Genomic DNA, 18,632 nt, shown 5'->3' on the forward strand with positions numbered 1-18,632 from the left:
GTCAGATGCGAGCGCCCTTTTCCAGGTTGCAGCGGCGGCAGAGGAGCTGGAGGTTGTTGACACTGGTCGCGCCGCCGAGGCTGTGAGGGATGACGTGGTCGAATTCCAGGTACTCGGTCGCGTGGCACTGCGCGCAGGCGCCGCCGTCTCGTTGCCAGACGGCGGCCTTGACGTCGGGTGGGATCGAGCGGGTGTCTCTTTGGCCTGGGGCGAGGACGAGGCGTTTGGCGACCCGGAGCGTGCCCGCGAGTACGGCGGCGGCGTACTCCGGGTCGGACAGCAGATAGATACCGCCGCTGCGGGTGGACGTCGAGATATCGACCCCGCCGCGGCTCGGTGTGACCGCGAGGATCTTCGCCCAGGCCGTTTCGGAGCCGCCGGTGCCTGGCGAGATGCAACGCAGCTTCTTGTTCGAGGCGACGAGTCGGCCGGGGGTCTGGCGTGGACCGGAGGCGAGATGGCGGACGTGGGTCGCKGGCATGTCCAGGTGCAGGATCTCGTCCATCTCCAGGTGTAGGGACGGGTTCTGGATCCGGGGCAGGTCGCCTTCCAGRCAGGCCGAGAGCGCCCGGCCCCGTTCGAGCCGGGCGCGCATCCGGTCCACGGCCTTGTCGTGGATGTTCAGGACGGTGACGGCGGCGTGGAAGGCGGCCAGCTCGTGCTGTTCGATGACGCCGTCGGCGAAGGCGAACGCGACAACACGTTCCAGGTGAGCCAGGCCCGCCTTCCGGACGACGTCCTGGGCGCGGCTTTCGGGCACTCGTTGGAATCGCAGCTCTGTCCACAGCCGGTCCAGCGCCGGCCGGGACGCGCCMTCCCGCGCGAGCACGTCGGCGAGCTGGTACTGCCATTGCGCCAGTACTCCGCGGATACGGGCCTCGCAGTCCGCGCACCGCGCCGTGCCCAACCCAAGCCGCTTGCGCTTGGTCGCGCCGCAGCCGCCGCAGGTGGATTCGGTCTCCCGCCATGTCGGCGCGTGGTGCTCGGTCCAGCTGGTGCCGTCCCACCAACGCAGCGCCGCCGGGTCCGCCGGGTCGGGATACCAGTCAGCTCGCGACCCCGCGGCCGGGGCTGGGACGGCCGGCCGGCTGCGCCCGACCGGGCTTGGGGCGGCCGTGTCCTGTGGCGCGGGGTCGGGTTCGTCGTCGACCTGGATGCCGTAGCTGGTGGCGAGGCCCGCGAGGCCGCTGTCCCAGCCCTGCCCGCCCGCCCGGAACTTCCACCCGCCGCCGCGTCGGTAGAGCTCACCGAACACCATCGTGGTCACCGGCTGCGCCCGGTTCGGCGCGAAATGAGCCAGTAAGCCGCCTGGCTCAGCCAGGATGTTGACCCGCAGCTCGGAGATCTCAAGGAAGGCACCGGTGTCGACCGACCCGGCGAGCACGATCGTCTCAATGTCGGGTTCGACGTCAGGCAGAGAGGCCGTGAACGAACCGGCGCTGACCCGGACAGCGCCGGACGGGTGAACGGGCTGGTTGAAGAAGACCAAGTCCGCGTCAGAGCGCACCTTGCCGGTACCGGCCACCAGGACCGCGCACACGTCGATCTCCGGCCCGTCGCGCCGTTCCAGTTCCAGCCGCACCGGCCGAGTCGGCACCTCCATGTTCGCGCCGGCGCTCAGGCTCAGGGCAACGGCCATCGGAACTCCCCCAGTTCTCGGTTGCTCGGCGTCCGCCACCCGCGATACGCCGTCGGCAGTATGCAACCCCCGGGCGGGAATCCGAAACCTGCCCGTCATTCTGCCGAACCGCGGATGTCCTCCCGGCCAGCCCCCGGTCGGCAGGCAGCAAGAAGCGGGATGGRATTCGAGGTTGACCTTCCCAGCGAGCCAGTCGTCGAGGTACTGCGCGACTGTCAGGCTGGCGGTATCCCAACCCGGAGCCCAGCGTTCAGCGCCGCGAGGGAATCCATCAGAGGTCATCCCCGACGACGTCGTGGTGGCATCGCCGAGGCCATCGTGACCGGCATCCGGCCAGCCATCGAGGGCACACGGTCCTCCGACCGCGCATCGCGATGATCACAGGCGACCCGTGGCCGGACGTCGCCGGTCGCGGTGCCGCACGAGAGTCACGAGATCCTCAGGCCGGTCGCCGGGTTGACCGGGGTTATACAGCGATCATCCAGCTCTAGATCATTGCGTCAGATGGCTGCTTTCTGGCCCGTGGGTAGGGCGAGGGCGGGCAGGCGCTCGCCGAGATCCCGGACGGCTGGTAGGCGGGTCCAGTCCGGGTTGGCCGTCAGCCGGCGGTAGATCTCCCGGGCGCGGGTGGTCGTGCGGGGGTGGTCGTTGCCGGCCGCTGCGTGCAGCGCGTGCTCGACGGCGCCTGCGGCCTGTTCCGGGTCCGGCACCGGACGCCGGATGAAGGCACGTGCGAGGGCGAGGTGGGTTCCGGCGAGTTGGACGTACCGGCCTGTCTGTCGCAGGAGGGTGAGGGAGTTCCGGCCGTGGGGTTCGGCTTCGTCGCCGCGGTGGAGGTAGCCGAGGGTGACGGCGCTGAAGGCCTCGTAGGTTTCTTCGTCGCCGGGCTCGGGGCCTGGTAGCGGCGGTCCGGTCCAGATGTTGTCGCGCATGGTCCGCAGTGCGGTGAGTGCGCCGTCGGCGTCGCCGGTCTGCGCGAGTGCGCGGGCCAGTGAGCTGGCCAGCGTCGGCACGATGTAGGAGTGCGCTCCGGGCTGGGCCCGGCGGGCGATGTCCGCGGCGGTTGTGAACTCGCCGGCGAAGAAGGCCAGTGCCGAGCGGATCACGGCGACTGATCCGGTCAGCAGGCTGTCTCGGGCGGCCTCGGCGTGCTGGCCAGCCAGTACGAGGAACGTCAGCGCCGTTTGGTCGTCACCCATGTCGAAGGCCAGATGGCCGCGGTAGAAGGCGTACTGACCGGCGACGAGTTCCAGGTCGGTGCGGGTGGGGCCGGTGACGCGGCTGTCCAGGAGGGCTTCGGCGGTGGTCCAGGCCTGTTCGATTGGGGCGACCAGGTCGGCGTGCGGGGTGGTGGCGTAGCGGGTCGTCAGTTGGTGGATGCCATGTTGGAGTTGGGCGAGGGTGAGCGGGTCGGGTGTCGAAGCGGCGATCGCGCGGGAGATACGGGCTGCCTGACTGACCGGCCCGAGCGCGGTCGCGGACGTGGTGAGCAGCAGGCCGGTGGCCAGCAGGTCGCGGCGGTCCACGAGAGTCACCACCTCCTCGTCGGCGCAGAGATCTCCATCGTCGCTCCCGCCGGCGGGCGTGGTCCGCGAATCGGGCAGGCCCGCCGGATCCAGGAGATGTCCGCTGGGCGGCGCGAGCAGGGCTACGGCGGGRCTGTCGAACATGGCTTCGAGGACGCGGCAGGACGCGGGGTGTGGGAGTGAGGGCAGGCGGCCGGCGACCCAGCGGGTTGCCTGGCGGTGGCTGATGGCGTGGTCGCGGCGGTCGGGGYCGGAGCAGCGGCCGGCACGGTTGAACTGGCGGACGAACTCCTCCACGGTCCAGTGCCGTTCGGTGAGTAGGTGGGCGAGCAGGGTTCGGGGGACGGTGGCCGAGGGCATGGGGCGCCTCCCACATGGGCGGGTCGAACCGGGCAACCCTCACGATCCGCACCAGCTGGCGCGTTGTCACGGCACCACAGCGCGCCGTGTCGAGACGTCGGTGAGAAGTCCACCGGACGGCATCCGAACGGCACCGGCGCGTCCCGCCGGTGGCGTGCTGATGACCTGGTCGCAGCCGTCTCGGGCAGGGCGGCGGCGTGTCTTCATGGGTCGTGGAGGTGTCGCTGGGAACGACGATTCGGCACGGTGATCGTGGCGAGCGCGGGCCCGACTGGCGGCCACCCCATGCGGCCAGTCAGACCCGCCCACGCGACGGTCGGAGGCCCCGATGCACGTGTTGATCGATATTGACGGTGGGCCGGGTTTCCTGGACGCCGTCGATCTGAAGCCGTTCCCGTTGTCTGCCAGGCCCGGGGTGGTGCTCGACCGRCCGGGCGGAGCGGGCCCGGTATTCGTGGCGTCGCATCCGTTCCCGCCGGAAAGCGCGGCCCGGTCGCTGGCCGCGATGCGCGGGGAACGGGTGCTGGTCTGCTGCCCGTCGCCTGTCTCGCCGGCGCTGACCCGGCTGGCCCTAGCCGTCGGCCGCATCCTCGCCGCCACGCGCGAGGCCGGCGCGCACGGCCCACTGCCGGTGGTGCTCTGCCCGATCCGGCCGCACTGCGCCTGGCAGTCCAGTGGGGTCGCCGTGCCGCACCTGGTATCGGTCGTGACCGACGAGGCGGTGCAACTGCGGGTCACCTGGGAGATCACCGATCACGACCGGATCCTCGGCTGGCTTGCTGGCGCGACCCCGGTAAGTGCGCCGTCCACGGCGGTCGCGGCGTGACGCCGATACAGACGGTCCCTGCCGACCGCCGATCGGCAGGGGCAACGCCGATGGCGACGCCTCCGCCTAGCACTGCCGCCGCTGGCCGAGGTGGTGGGAGGACTGGGCCGCGGTCGCTCGGGCGCTCAACATGCGGATGGCGCTGCGTCGGACGGGCCAGCGCCAGCTCGCCGAGGTGTCGGGGATCTCGGTGGCGACGATCCGGCTCCTCCAACGCGGCGCGGGCGGGCGTCGGGCCCGTGACGAGACCTTGGCCGCGCTGTCGCGGGCGCTCGACTGGCCCGCCGAGCAGTTGGTTCTCGTCCTGCTCGGCGGCGGGCCCGCTGAGGACGACCGCGCACGGCCACGGGCCGTTCGCACCGGGATCCGCCCACGGGGCCGGGCTCACCAGTCGAAGACGCGTCGATCAATAGCAGGCGGCGTGGTGGATGCGTGGCAGCCCGGCGGTCGCGTCAGCGATCGGCGGGCTCTGGCCGCCGTCGCCGAGGACCTGGCCGACGTCGCCGACCTGCTCGGCGAGGTGCTGGGCCGGCTGGCCGTCGCCACCGCCGAACAGCCGCAGGCAGACCGGCCGTGAGGAGGAACGACGTGTCCGACAGTGCGGACGAGGAACATCTTTTCGGTGTCGTCAACTTCGCCGATCCACAGCGTGCGACAGCATTGGGAGTGCATCTGCCCTTCGAATCGCCAGCGGCGGGCCATGCCTACGCGCGCCGGCACGGCCTGACGAACAGCCTCGTCAGCCCACTGGCATTCGACACCGACACGCCCGACAGCGGCGACGGCGACGGCGACGGCGACGGCCACCTCGTAGCCGCTGGCCACGGCGAGCTCGAGCGGGCAGGCGGCCCTCTGCCAGTCGTTCCCACGGGCGGCTCGAGCAGGGTACGGCTGACCGTGGACGGCGACGTCGAGGTCACATTTGCCCCCGGCGACGACGTGGCCCAGCTGACCGCTGCCCTCGCGGGTTTGCCCGCTGGGCTGCGCTTCACGGAGGCCTACGGTGACGTGGAGATCTTCCTGCGCTTTCGTCCCCTCCACCCGGCCAGGCTCAAGTAGCCAGGCGAGAACCACCACTCCGATGGGCGCGGCCGCGGCGGACCTGAGCTCTGGAGCATGTTCCGAACGGGGCGGGCGACGATGCCGCCGATGCCCGCACGCCGACCCTCGTCTGGCCCGTGCCCCGCGCGGTGACGCTCGCGAGGTCATCAGTGATGCACGAAGTCGCCACCTAGACCGGCGATGTCATGCGCGATGTCGCCTGCGATGTCCTCCGCGAGGGCTTCAGCATCTACAGGGGTCCGCTCTGGGTCGGATAATTGCTGGCCCTTGCGAGCCGGACGAGGAAGTAACCGGTGCGGAGTGACGGGGGCGGTCGCTGGAACCGAGCACCGGCAGCGCGGGTCGACGCCGGCCGTCTACACCTACGTCTAGGTCGATGGGCGGAGTAGGGCGGGGAGTTCGGTCAGGGAGTTGATGCGCCAGTCTGCGGCGTCGAGGACGGTAGGGTCGTCGGCCCACAGATGGCCGGCGGGGCCGCGACGGATGTGCGCGGTCCGCATCCCTGCTTTGCGGGCAGGGAGGATGTCCTTGTCTCGCTGGTCGCCGACGTAGACGATGTCCGGTCGGGCGGCGGGAGCGAACTGGGCGACGCGGTCGAAGAACGCCTGGTCGGGTTTGGCTGCGCCCCATTCACCCGAGGTGGCGATCGCGTCGGCCGGGAGGTTGAGGGCTCGCAGCAGCCGCGCGACCTTGGCGGTCTGATTACCGACGATCCCGACCCACAGGCCGCGTGTTCGCAGTTCGGTGAGGGCGGGGCGGACGTCGGGGTAGAGGTCGGTGTCCTCGATCGTCTCGCCGAGTCCGGCGTCCTCGCGTCGCTGCCGTTCGGTGGCGAGGTCGAAGCCGGGACGGAAGTACTGGAAGGTCTCGGCGTTGTTGCGACCGGCCGCGGTGACGGCACCGAGCACCGCCGAGAAGGTGTKCCGCGGGACACCGAGCCAGTCCGCCCACGCGCCGTACTCCCGGGTGTCGTCCAGCAGCGTCTCCCCGACGTCGAACACCACCGCCACAACCATGATCCACTCCCGTCTTGGCAGTGCCGTCATGGATGACCGTAGCCAGCAGGACGGTGGCAGACCCGGACACGGCGCTGTGATGAGCCAGCGATGCACGGCCCATCAGCCTCCACCCACCGACGCCTCGCGCGGGGATCGCTCGCAATACCGACCGCGATGCATGAGGGCGCCGTACAACCTGGCGATGTCGCGCGTGGTGTCGCTCGCAATGTCATCGGTGGTGCCCGAAAGCGCCGTCTCGATCGGCGATGTCGTACGCGATGACGTTCGCGATGTCCTCCGCGATGACCGCACTCGCGACCATCGGCGCTTCGGCGCCCGCTGGGCCCCGCCTCGCCTGGGCCGAACGGGCGGCACCGGCGTGGCGCGGGAGGGGACATCGCACCGCCGAACCCCGCCTCGGCCCGGCGACGCTTGCCGCCGGAACCGGTCGAGATTCGGCCAGGCAGGGCAGCGGCGCGAACGGCGCGCTCAACCGCGCCGCGCCGACCGCGCCCGCCGGCGCGGACCGCAGCACGGCATCGCCCGCCGCCGTGGCCCCAGCCGCAGACACCGCAGCCGAGTCCACGCAGACAAACACCAGCCGGGACCGACGCGCGGTGGTGAACGCCCACCGGCAAGACCGGCGACGGCCCGGATGGGCATCGGCCACCACACCGCGTTCGACGAGCCGAGGCTCGGGTTCGGCAGGAACCGCGCCTGCATCGGCGCGGAACGGCGGCAGCGCATAGACGTAGGACCGCCGAGTCCAAGGGCGCGACGGCAAACATGGCGCTGTGGGCCGCGCCGCCAAGCTCGCCGCACTCCTTGGACGCGCCGCCGCGCACCGAACCGGCCACATCATCCGCGCCGAGCGCGCCCATCGCGCCGTCGGCCGCGGCGCGCACCGCGCCGCCACGCGCCGTGTCTCCGCGCCAAGCGCTGCTCCGCCGCGCCGAACACACGGCCGAAGCCGCACAACGCGCCGCCACCCTCGCCTACTCCGCGCGCTCCTCGCCCCCTTTGCGCCTGCCCAGCGGGCTGAACCGGCACCAGTTGGCATGCGCGGGACGCTCCGCCCCTGGCCGACGCGGGGATGAGACTCGTGCACCTGAAAACCGCACGGGACCGTCAAACCAGCCACGCCGTCCTCGCCACCATCGAATCCACCAACGACCTCGCCGCGCTGCGCGGCACCGACTCGAGGGATTGGTAGCCGCGCGGTGGAACGAGGCCTACCGCTGTAGCGGCCCACAGGTATGCCACTCAAGGAGCGCTACACAGTCGACATGTAGGCAGCCGAATATTCACGCAGCCAACACAATCATGAACTCGCTTCTAATCGTTAGATTTGATTCAGGCCTCCACCAGAGAGTCACTCGCGGGAGCGGCTCCCCCTCAACGACCTACCTGCTGACCAGCCAACGGCCGACCGAACCTGACCCGCACGGGACGGCACGTACAACCCCACCCGGGTCACCGCCATACCCTCCGGCACCTATGGGGGTGGCGGCTCCGCCGCCACCCCCAAGGACCCTCAGCCACAGCACCTGCGGACGCCCCGGTCACAGCTCGACGTCTATGCGGCAACCATGTCAACCCGCCGCCTACTGAACGACACGCCAAGACCCGAATGTCCCGGTCCCGTCCGGTCTATCCGACCTACAGTGCGAGTTCCACATGCGAGTTTTTCTTGGAATCCGTTGAGCCGCTCAAACATCCTCCACATCGACTCGTTCCGCCGCTTCTAGCAAGTGCAGAGGAAGTTTCGAACTGGCCGCCAGCACCTCGATACCGAGGAGGCGCCCATTCTCGTCAAAGTCAAGATTAATCATTCCCCCGACTTTGACAGGATCACAGGGATACATATGCGCCACCCTCTGGCGCTCTTGCGGCTCAACGAGGTAGACGTATGCCGCATTCGCCTTTTGATCGTACGTAACTCGGACATCCACCATGGTCAGCGCTCCCCCTGGAGGCGATTTACATATGCTTGTTCGACGTCAGTCATCACGGTGTTGATGTTCCCATCAATCGTCTTGGCGACAAACACCTTGGAGTTTGGATCATAGTACCCAAGCTTCCACTGACCTTCGTGACGGTACGAGAACGGCTCTTTCCCAAGAACGGCCGAAGCATCCTCCGCCGAAACCCCGCGTTCCTCCAGACGCTGTAGGGCATGACCCGTGAATTCATCAGCCGGGCCCGCGACGTTAGGACGCGGAATGACTGGCTCACCCCAGTTACAGTAGCAGTCGGCTGCATGAGTAAGATCGCCGCACGCGTTGTGAACGAGGATCTCGTCGTTGCCGACGTGGTAGGTGTGGATCTCGTGGACGCTGAGGTTGTAGGCCAGCCCGTCGTGGGCGGTGATCGGTTGTAGCCCGGTGACGGCCACGACTCGGTCGTTGGCTTGGAGGACGTTCTCACCTGGGGCAAGTTCGCTGGCTGGTTCGAATCGCTGGTCGTCTGCGGACCAGTATGGGTGGTCCTCGGTGGTAGTCAGGACTGTGCCGTCGGCGAGGTCGAGGTCGGTGAGTTGATCGTGGTGGATCCAAATGTGGGTTACCGTTTCGGGTTTCTGTTCCCCGGTCTCTGGGTCGGTGGCGAGGACCTTGTCTCCGACCTGGATCTGGTCGATGGGTTTGGTGGTGCCGTCGGCCATCAGCACGGGGGTCGCACCGGCGAAGCTGCAGGCGTGTACGAGGTCATCGCCGACCCTGGCGGCGGCGCCTTCACCCGCGCGTGCGGCGGCGGCACCACCTTCCCCGCCCCTTATGAGAAGTTTTCCTGCTGCTGCAAGATCTTGCCCGACCCCTACCCCGCCGGCTCCGGGAATCGGCACCAGCACCGACGCCGCGATGACAGCTCCGCACTGGAGGGCGCCGTGGCAGTCCTTGTCTGACCATGCCTTGTAGTACTTGCTGAAGTGGTTGGGGTCCTGGTCGTCGCAGTGTCCGTACTTGCCGAAGTCGCAGGTGCCCCAGCCCAGGTCGAAAAGCCATGTCGGCAGGTCGTACTCACGTAGGCATTGGTTGGAGCCGGCATAGGTGCCGCAGACCTGGCGGTTGCCGGAGGCGGCGGGGGCGGTGCCGAGGGTCTTGGCGTACTGGTCCAGTTGCGCGGGTGTGGTCGTGTTGGAGGCGGCCGTGGCGCGTTGCTGCTGGTCCCATTGCTCGGTGAGCTTGACCGTGTCCAGTACCGTTGCCGTGTTTGCGCGGACGGCAGCGGCGGCGCTTTGTTCCCGGTCCCATTGTTCGGTCAGCCGGACCGTGTCGAGCACCGCCAGCTTTGCCGCGTTCATGGCGTTGTAGGCGTTGACGCCGGCGATCCACTTCTGGTCGCCGTCCTGGCCGAGGGCGATCATCTCGTCGTAGGCCTTGGGCGGCAGGCCCGGGTACTTGGCCATGTAGGCGTTCTTGTAGGCGACCGCGGCCGCGATCCCGGCCCAGAGTTCGGCATCCGCGCGTGACTGCTGTACCGCCTGCTTCTGTGCCGCGGCCTGTTCTTTCTGCTTGTTGTCGATTTTCGCCGACATGACAGCCATCTGCTGAGCGGCGACCTTGGGATCGGATACCAGGCCGGTGGGGTCGCTGTTGGTGAGCGGGTTCGCGGCGGCGTAGGTGTAGCGGTTGTCGGCGGCGGTGCCGGTCCAGGGCAGGGGGAACGTGTCCCGTGACAGGAATGTGGCGGTGGTCGGGTCGTACCAGCGGGCCTGGGCGGCGACGAGGTGGGTGTCGGGGTCGGTCCAGTTGCCCTGGAAGCCGACCTGTAGGTCGGTGCTGACCGGGCCCTGGGGTGTGCCGAACGGGTCGTAGCTTCGGCTTTCGGTCACCGACGCTCCGTCAGTCGTGAATGCAGCCGCCACATCCCCGTGGGCGTTCTCCAACGTCACCCAGTCACCGGAACCGGTACCAGCACCGATCAACGCACCATCCGGGCCCCGCGCGAACGCCGATGTCCCGTCGGTCGAGGGTTCCTTCTCGACGCCGTTGTAGAGGAAGTTGTACGCACCGCCATGGGTGCGGGTCGCGATCCGGTCGAGGCCGTCGTAGGTGTAGGACGTCGTTGTGGTCCCGACGGTGTGCGAGACCAGCCGGTCGAACGCGTCGAATACTGTCGTCGTCACGTTCGCCCCGGCGGTCTTGGTGGTCAGGGTGCCGCGCGCTGTGTAGGCGTAGGTCGTGGAGCCGTTGGAGACGAGCCGGTTGCGGGCGTCGTAGGTCGCGGACGTCCCGCCGGCGGAGATACGGTTCCCAGCCMCGTCCCAGCCATATGCCGTGGTGGCGCTGGCCTGGTTGGTCCAGGACGTCAGCCGGTTGGCCCAGTCATAGCCATAGCTCTGCGTCCCGGCCCCGGCGACCCCGGGCCCGCTGATCGTGGTCGAGGTCAGGTTGTCGTTGTCGTCGTAGCCGTAGCTCTGCGTCCGCAGGGTGCCCGACGGGCCGGTCAGGGTGTCGGAGGTGATCCGGCCGAGCTGGTCGTAGTCGAAGGTACGGATCGCCCCGGTACCGCCGTGGTAGTCCACCGACGTGAGCTGGCCCGCGTCGTCGTAGTCGTAGACCCGGGTACCACTCGTCGCCCCGCCATCGACCGCCGACAGCAGGCCGCGGGCGTCGTAGTCGTAGTTGCTCCAGGTCGAGCCGTCGGCCCGCTGGGAGAGTCGGCCGTCCTCGTCGTAGGTGAACGACGACCCACCCAGGTCACCCCAGCTGTCCTGGAGCAGGCCGCGGTCGTTGTAGGAGAACTCCTCGTCACCGGCCGCCGACCCGACCGAGGTCAGGTTGCCGGCCAGGTCGTAGCCCATCGACCGGGCCGCACCAGTCACCCCACTGCCCGAACCCGTCTCCAAGGTGAGCCGGCCGAGTTCGTCATAGGTGGCGGAGCGGGTGACGCCACCCGGCTCGGCCAGGGTGACGGGTAGGCCGCCGCTGTCGTAGGTGGCCTGCCAGGTCCGGTCGGCCAGGTTCGGGTAGGCCGGAGTCGACGGTTCGATCGTCTTCTCGGGCAGGCCCAGTGCGTTGAACGTGTAGACGGTCGGATGGCCGTTGCCGTCGGTCAGCCGGGTCCGGTTACCCGCGGCGTCATAGCCCGCGCTGGTCGTGATCGACACTCCGGATGACGCCGGAACCGTGATCGTGCGTGGCTGGTTGAGTGCATCGAACGTGAAGGTGCTGGTGTGGCCGTTCGGGTCGGTCTGCGAGGTGAGGTTGCCGGCCTCGTCGTAGCCGAACCCGGTCGTGCGCAGCTCGGTGTCGGTGTCCGAGTAGTCCGCGGTGCCAGTCAGCCGGCCAGCCCGGTCATAGGTCGAGCGGGCCTGGCGGCCCAGCGGGTCGGTCGTCTCCATGAGCCGGCCGGCGTCGTCGTAGCCGTAGCTGGTCGTCTTGCCGGCCTCGTCGGTCGTCTCGACCAGATCGCCGACGTTGTTGTAGGCCGACACCACCGACGCGCCGCTGCCGAAGTTCGACGGACGCAGAACCCGGGTGACCTCACCGGCGTCGTCATGGTCGTAGTAGGTCGTGAACGCGGCGAGCGGGCTGCGCTCGGTGGTAGACGAGGCCCAGCGCCGGTCCAGGTCGTCGTAGGCATAGATCGTCCACGCGCCGTTCTGGTCGACCGTGTCCAGGAGGTTCCCGGTGTCGTCGTAGACCATCCGCGTCACACCGGCATCGGGCGCCCCGGTGACCTGTGGGTCGGTGACCGCGACCGGGCGGTTGCGCCTGTCGTAGGTGGTGGTCGTCGTCTGGCCACGCAGGTCGGTGTGGGTCAGGACGTTGCCCTTGGCGTCGTATGTCCACGACTCGGTCGGCACGATCGGCGACCCGCCGGGTGGGGTGTAGGACGGGTGAGTGGTCTCGGTGGCATGGCCGAGCTCGTCGTAGGCGGTGGTGGTCACCTCGCCGCGGGCGTCGCGGGTGTCGGTCACCTCGCCGAACGTGTTGTAGCCCACGGCACTGGTCGGGTTCTCGTCGGACGCGGCGCCGCCGTTCTCCTCAACCGCCACCTCGGGATACGTCGTCTCCGACACCCGGCCAGCCGGGTCCGCCAGGTAGCTCGTCGTGAACGCCGGATCCGGCGAGCCGAGCGGGTCATGRCCACGCGGGTCGGTGACACCGGTCAGGACGCCGCGCTGGTCGCGGCTGTAGTTCGTCGTGAACGCGTCCGGGCCGTCGCCGTGAACTGTCGACCAGGCCACGCGGTTCGCGTCGTCGTAGCCGATCTCGGCGGCCGTCGCCTCGTTCTCGCCGGTACCGGTCGTCGTCGCGGCCAGGTTGCCGTTGGCGTCGTAGCCATAGGAGGTCCAGCGGTTGACGCCGCCCTCGTCCTGGGCGACCCGGTTGGGCAGGCCGTCGGGGTTGTAGTACGTCTTGGTCCAGCGCTGCCAGTTGGCGGTGCCGGTGTCGGTCTCGTGGCCGGTGCCGTCGTAGTAGTGGACCTCGAGGGTGATGTCGCGGGTGTCGGTGTCGGACAGTTCGCCGATGGTGAAGTCCGGGTTGTGGTAGCCCTTGAGGATCTTCTGGTGGAGCAGGCCGTCGTGGAAGTAGACCAGCTCGGTTGTACGGCCGAGGGTGTCGGTGACGGCGGCGAGCCGGCCGGCCGGGTCGTAGGCCCGTGACTCCAGCAGCACGTCACGAGGCGAGGAGCCCGCGACCGGGTCGTCGACGAAGTCCTTCAACGTCGTCGTCGCAAGCTGGTCGCGGGGGGTGTAGGTGAACTCGGTGACGGCGCCGTTCGGGTCGGTGGACGAGGCGACGTTGCCGTTGCCGTCGTAGGTGACCGTGCTGGTCGCCTCCACGTCCGTGCCCGCCGCCACGGTCGTGGCTACCCGCCGGTTGGCGTCGTCATAGTCGAACGTCGTCGTGCGCGCCTCGTCGCCGCCGGTGGCGTCAGAAAGGACGGTCTCGGTGATGTTGCCGTTCGTGTCGAAGCTGTTCGTCGTCACCCGGGTGTGGGTGACCGACGTGATCGGGTTGGTCACGCCGGGCTCGGTCGTCGTCGCGACGGCGCCCAGCTCCGAGTAGGTGTAGGTGGTCGTCAGCCCGCCGGGGTAGGTGTCGGAGATCTCCGTCGACGTGAGACGTCGTCCGAGTTCGTCGTAGGTGTATTCGTGTGTGAGGCCGACCGGGTCGGTGTCGCCGCGCAGGTCGCCCTTCGAGTCGTAGGCGTATGTCGTCGTCTTGCCGGCCGCGTCGGTACTGGTGGCGAGCATGCCCGCGGGCATGGTCTCGCCGCCGACCGCCGCCTCGGCACCCGTCGTGTAGGTCGCGGTGGTGGTGCGGCCGGAGGGGAAGTCGTCGGTAGACGGCGCGGTGGTGGTCACCAGCTGGCCGTGGCTGTCGTACTCGTAGGTGGTGAGGTAGGTGTCGTCGTCGGGGGCGGCGGAGTTGCCGTTGCGGTAGGCGATGACCTGGTCGGTGCGTGGGTCGCCGGGTGGGCCCTCGAAGTAGTCCCAGTACTCGCTGACGGTCCAGTCGTCCGCCCGTGGGGTCCGCTTGGCGAGGACGTTGCCGTGGTCGTCGTAGTCCTGCTCGACCGTGTGGTTGTTCTCGTCGACGGTCTCGGTGAGGTAGCCGTCGTCGTTGTAGGTGTAGCGCTGCGAGCCGGCGTAGTCGGTGCGGGTGACCAGCTGGCCCCAGGCGGAGTACTCCCAGACGGTGCTGTCGCCGTTCGGGCTGATCGTGCGCACCAGGGTCGTCGGGTCGGACTGCAGCTCCTGGAACCGGGTGCGGTCGCCCTCGCCGTTCTCGCTCCAGGCGACGGTGCCGTTCGGGTTGTAGCCGATCTTCGCGGTGATGTTGCCCTCAGGCAGGGTGATCTCGGTGAGCCGGCCGTCGTCGTTGTAGTCGTACTCGGTCGGATCCGGGCTCTGCGGGCCGGTGACGGTCTCCAGATTGTTGCCGTCGTAGGTGTAGGTCCAGCTCAGCGGGCCGGAGTGTGCCGCGACCGACGGGGTCTCGACCGTCTCGACGTGCCGGCCGTCACCCGTCCAGGTGAATTCCAGTGACCGGTGCGTCGTCTGGTTCGTCGCCGAGGTGAGCTGCGCGCTGGTGTTGTAGGCGTACTCGACCCGGTTGCCCACCGGGTCCGTCGTCGAGACCAGCCGGCCGTCGGAGCGGAACGCCGAGGACAGGCCGCCCTTCTGCGTCAGCGTCGTCGCCGCCGAGACGGTGACGTCGTCGATCCGGCCCACCCCGCCGGCGGACTCGGCGAACGGGCCGGCCCGGCCGCCGTAGAGCAGGGCGGGGTCGTCGGCGGTCATGATCTCGGTGCCGTTGCGGTACACCCGGATCGACGTCCCAGCGGTGACGATCTTCATGGTGTCGGCGGCGGTGCAGCACTGGCCGGTGGCGTCGGAGACGACGGAGTCGACTCCCTCGACCGTCTTGACCAGCAGCCACTGGTTCGTCGACGGGCTGGCCTTCAGGCGCCAGTAGTTGTCCTCGTCCACGGCCCGGAACGCCAGGCCCAGGCCGTTCTGGGCGACCGGCATCATGAACGTGAAAGTCCCGTCGGGAGCGGCACCGATCGTGCTCATCGTCCGGCCGGACGCCGACACGGCACGGGCCCGGTTGGTGTCGGTGCCCCAGGTGCCGCCGCTGTCGACCCAGCCCTCGCCGTCGTCGGTCGAGCCCAGCCCGGAGGTGGAGTTCGGGTTGGTGAAGCTGTCCCGGTGCTGGTCAGGGGTGATCACCAGCGAGTCGACACGGCCCGCACCGGTGGCGACACCGAACAGGCCAGCTCTCGTCGCCGTAGCCACGTAGCTGTCAGTCACCGTGCCGACCACTCGGTCGTTCCGGTAGACCGCGATGGTGTTGCCGGACATCCGCACGCCATAGGTGTCGCCCGGGTCGCAGCACGCCCCTGTGTACGTCGCGACCACCGAAGGGAAACCGAAGCTGCGTTTCGCCAGGACAAGGGCGTTCGTCGACGGCTGGACGTACAACATCCACATGTTGTCGACGTCCTGCACCCGGAACGACACCCCGAGGTAGTCCTGGGCGACCGGCGCGGAGAACTGGACCGTTCCATCCGACGGCGCCGGCATGACCGCGACGCTGCGCGAAAAACCACCGGCGGTCGTCAGGTAGGCCTCGCCGTCCTGGACACCCCACGTGCCGGCGAGGATCTCCCAGCTCTCGCCGGTGTCGGTCGCGCCGAGCACGCTCGTCGAGTTCGGGACGGTGAACGACGCGATCCTGGGCTTCGAGGCCTGCAGGAACGCGTACTGGCCGCGCGGCGAGTCATAGGTGCCATCCCCGCCCCGGCCGAACACGTTGCGCTGGCCGTCGCCGTAGCGGACCTGCATGTCACCCGCGCCCTTCGGCACCGGGGTGACCGCGGTGTCGAATGACGACGTCCAGCCGACGCCGAAGATCCCATCGGCCGGGTCGGAACTGTTGTAGGTGCGGGTCACTTCCATGCTGGGACCGGCGCCCTTGATCACGGCGTCGGTCACCGACGCCGTGTAGTTCTGCGTCATCGGATGCACCTGTGCCACCGACGGCACATACGGGTTCCAGCCGAAGTCCCCGGCGTCGCCGTTGTAGTTCACCGGCTCGAACGCGAGCGGCTGCGTCCACGGACTGGTGTGCGTGCCATCCTTGACCTGGCCGCGCCAGTAGTAGACGTGCCCCCAGGCCAGCGCGTCCCTGGGCGGTGACCAGCTGTTCGACGCCTGCCAGCCCGACGTCCAACAGGTACCCGAGTTCGCGTCCGTCCCCGTGCACAGCTGGAACTGGTAGCTCATCGGGCTCGGGCCGCTGTCGGGGTCGACCCCGCTCAGGGTCAGCGGCGGCCGCAGCGACGCCACCGCCGTGCCCGACTCGGGCGACACCGCGGCGACGTACGGCGTCTGGTTGGTCGGGCTCGCCAGCGGGAGCTCGGTCGAGGCCATCGGCACGCCCTGGCCCGAGAACCAGGACGTCCCGGACTCCTCCATGTCCCACCGGATGTGATATGTCCCGGCGGACAGGCCGGTCAGGCTGACCGACGCGGTGAGGTCGATCTGCTCACCCGGATCCACGTCGGTCGGGATCGTCGTCTGCAGGCCCTGGTGGACGACCTCGGTCGTGTCCGAGCTGTTGTAGATGTGGTACGAGAGCTTGAAGTTCCCGTTCGCCGGCCAGGTGAACTGCCCACTGTTCGTCACCCGCACCACCACCTGCCCGGGGCCCGACGTCGTCGGCTGCGAAAGCCACGTCGGCGTGCCCGACGGGTAGCCGTAGGTCGCGCCATACGGCGTCCAGTCGATGTCGAGACGGGGCCGCAGGTCACTGCTCGGGACGGCCGGGTTGCAGGCACAGTCCGTCGACGCGAACTCCTTCAGCCAGCTCCCGGTGCTGTCCGACGTCACGATCGCCAGGCCGAAGTTCTGGTCCGGGTCGTGCGTCCAGGTGTTGGCCAACTTCCGCAGCCGCTGGTCGCCGCTGCCGATGAGCTCCTCGCCGTTCTTGCAGATCAGCCAGCCGGCATCGTGCGCGAACGACTTCGTCGCGACCTCGTCGCCGATCACCGCCCCCGGCCAGGTCATCGACGTGCCCCACCACGGCGCCTTCACCTCACGCAGCGACACCGGGTGCGCGATACAGCCACTCGCCGACGCCGTGTTGACCAGCCGTACCTTCGCGTCGACCACCGTCGCGTTCGCCAGCGCCGGGTCGTTCGGGAAACGCAGATAGCCGTGCAGGACGTCACCCGAGGCGACGCCGGCGCGGATCACGTCCGACGACGAGTAGTTCGTCGTCGGGTTCGCGCTCGACACGTAGGTGTCCTCGACGTCCGCGGTCACCTGGGTCAGCGTCGGGTCCACCCGCACCGGGAACACCCGGTCCTTCGCCGCCAGCCACCCGGTGTCGAGGTCCATCCGCAGCGCCGGCCGCCCGTCCGCCGTGGTCGTCAGGCTGTAGGCCACGCCGTCGGAGGTCGCTGCCATCCCGTCCGACGACGGCCGGCCGTCCGTCATGTAGCCGGCCGGGATGACCGCCCGGACCTTCTCGGCCCTGTCGACGAGGACGACCTGCCGGCCATCGACCTTCGCGGTCAGCCCGGTCAGCGCCAGCGGGTAGACCCAGCTCGTCGGCGCCGCCGCCGAGCCCAAGACCAGCACCTCCTTGAGGCCGCCGGCGGTCGGCACGAGCTCGAGGTCGGCGTCCTGCGCGATCCCGGCGTAGGTCGCCGTCGAACCGTCCACCTTCGCCTCGACCGGCCGCGCACCCTCGACGCCGAACGCGACCGACGTCCCGTCACCGAGGTCGAGCCGGCCCAGCGCCGCGTCGTCGGCGCGCGCCGCGACCTCGGTCGACGTCTGGGTCGAGCGCGCCCGCAGCCTGCCCTTGTCCCCCACCACCAGCGCCGTGTCGACACCGACCCAATCACCCTTGGCGTTCTTGAACCGGCTCGCGCCACCCAACGCCACCTCGGTCGTGTAGGTCCCGTCCCGGTTACGGAACACCTCCGCATCGGCCGTCCGCAGCGACGGCACCTCCACCCGCCCTGCCCGCGCCCCCGTCGCCGGATCCGCCGCCGGCCGCTCGGGAACCACCAGCGTCGTGTCCCCGAACCTCGCCTCCCGCGGCGCGGACCCGACCGCCGCCACCTCGGCCGCCGTCGGCGGCTTCGGCACGAACGGCTGCGCATGTAGAGGCTTCGGCTGCGTTCCGGTCGTTGGCACCGTGCCTGGTAGCTCCGTTACCTGGCTTCGGCCGCTCACCGGGCCGCCCCTGGCTCCGGCGTCCGCCTCGTTGGCTGGCACCAGATGCTCGCGGTCGGCCGCGCTTCCCGAGGTCGACTCCGGCAGCTTCACGTCGCTGTCGAGGAACGGGTTCTGCTCCGAGATCGGCACCAGGTTCGGATGCGTCACCCGGTCCAGGACCACGAGCGCGACACCGGTCATGACCAGTACGGGAACGAGCAGCAACGCCACCCGGCGCAGCCACCGAGGCTGCCGCGCCAGACGGCGGCCAAACGACAGAGAGCGACGCGGGGAATGGTGCCGGCCGGTCATCACAACTCCGAACGCGTACAGGGAACAGGCACGAGCCACGCAGAACACGACCGATAGGCAGGGCCACAGCCCCACGGTCATACGCATCCGGTCCGATCAAGGTGACCTCGCCGAAGGCAGGCGGAATAGGCACGGCAGGCCCGCCGAACTACGCGCACCACGAAGTACGGATCGCGGGAGAGCCTGGCCGCACCGGCCACGGGGCATCCGGATGCGACAA

General features: G+C 69.3%; 8 protein-coding genes. 3 read left to right on the plus strand and 5 right to left on the minus strand.

Translation table 11 applies throughout. The features are described 5' to 3' along the window. Position 1 precedes the first annotated feature (1 nt). Positions 2-1,639 (minus strand): TerD family protein, encoded by a 1,638-nt coding sequence (locus tag BCD49_RS23720; RefSeq protein ID WP_071041918.1) that lies wholly within the window; start codon positions 1,637-1,639, stop codon positions 2-4. A gap of 500 nt (positions 1,640-2,139) precedes the next feature. Further along, on the minus strand, positions 2,140-3,525 hold the full coding sequence (locus BCD49_RS23725; RefSeq protein WP_083401660.1) for a hypothetical protein: 1,386 nt from the start codon (positions 3,523-3,525) through the stop codon (positions 2,140-2,142). Between the two features lie 328 nt (positions 3,526-3,853). Between BCD49_RS23725 and BCD49_RS23730 the strand changes: the two genes are divergently transcribed. From BCD49_RS23730 to BCD49_RS23740, 3 genes are all read left to right on the plus strand, one after another. Continuing rightward, complete coding sequence (locus BCD49_RS23730; protein ID WP_007506802.1) at positions 3,854-4,351, plus strand: hypothetical protein; 498 nt, start codon at positions 3,854-3,856, stop codon at positions 4,349-4,351. A gap of 130 nt (positions 4,352-4,481) precedes the next feature. Then, entirely contained in the window at positions 4,482-4,928 is a 447-nt protein-coding gene (locus tag BCD49_RS46180; RefSeq protein WP_007506803.1) for a helix-turn-helix domain-containing protein, read from the plus strand. Positions 4,929-4,939: 11 nt separating this feature from the next. Beyond that, a complete protein-coding gene (locus tag BCD49_RS23740) occupies positions 4,940-5,410 on the plus strand; it encodes a hypothetical protein (RefSeq protein ID WP_007506804.1) in 471 nt (156 codons plus the stop codon). A 371-nt stretch (positions 5,411-5,781) separates the two neighbouring features. Here BCD49_RS23740 and BCD49_RS23745 read toward each other — a convergent pair whose 3' ends face one another. The 3 genes from BCD49_RS23745 to BCD49_RS23755 all read right to left on the minus strand — a co-directional run bounded on the left by BCD49_RS23745 (position 5,782) and on the right by BCD49_RS23755 (position 18,331). Beyond that, complete coding sequence (locus BCD49_RS23745) at positions 5,782-6,429, minus strand: HAD family hydrolase (RefSeq protein ID WP_071041919.1); 648 nt, start codon at positions 6,427-6,429, stop codon at positions 5,782-5,784. Positions 6,430-8,120: 1,691 nt separating this feature from the next. Further along, positions 8,121-8,366 carry a DUF2283 domain-containing protein gene (locus BCD49_RS40990; RefSeq protein ID WP_007506809.1) on the minus strand — a complete coding sequence of 82 codons (246 nt, stop codon included), beginning with the start codon at positions 8,364-8,366 and terminating at the stop codon, positions 8,121-8,123. 2 nt (positions 8,367-8,368) lie between these two features. After that, the gene (locus BCD49_RS23755) at positions 8,369-18,331 is read right to left on the minus strand and encodes a DNRLRE domain-containing protein (RefSeq protein ID WP_071041921.1); all 9,963 of its coding nucleotides are present in this window, start codon (positions 18,329-18,331) and stop codon (positions 8,369-8,371) included. Positions 18,332-18,632: the final 301 nt, after the last annotated feature.

This window comes from Pseudofrankia sp. EUN1h (assembly GCF_001854645.1).
Lineage (GTDB): Bacteria > Actinomycetota > Actinomycetes > Frankiales > Frankiaceae > Pseudofrankia > Pseudofrankia saprophytica.

Coding starts and splice junctions, on each gene's coding strand:
- BCD49_RS46180 (WP_007506803.1), top strand. CDS start 4,482: ATGCGGATGGCGCTGCGTCGGACGGGCCAGCGCCAGCTCGCCGAGGTG.
- BCD49_RS40990 (WP_007506809.1), bottom strand. CDS start 8,366: ATGGTGGATGTCCGAGTTACGTACGATCAAAAGGCGAATGCGGCATAC.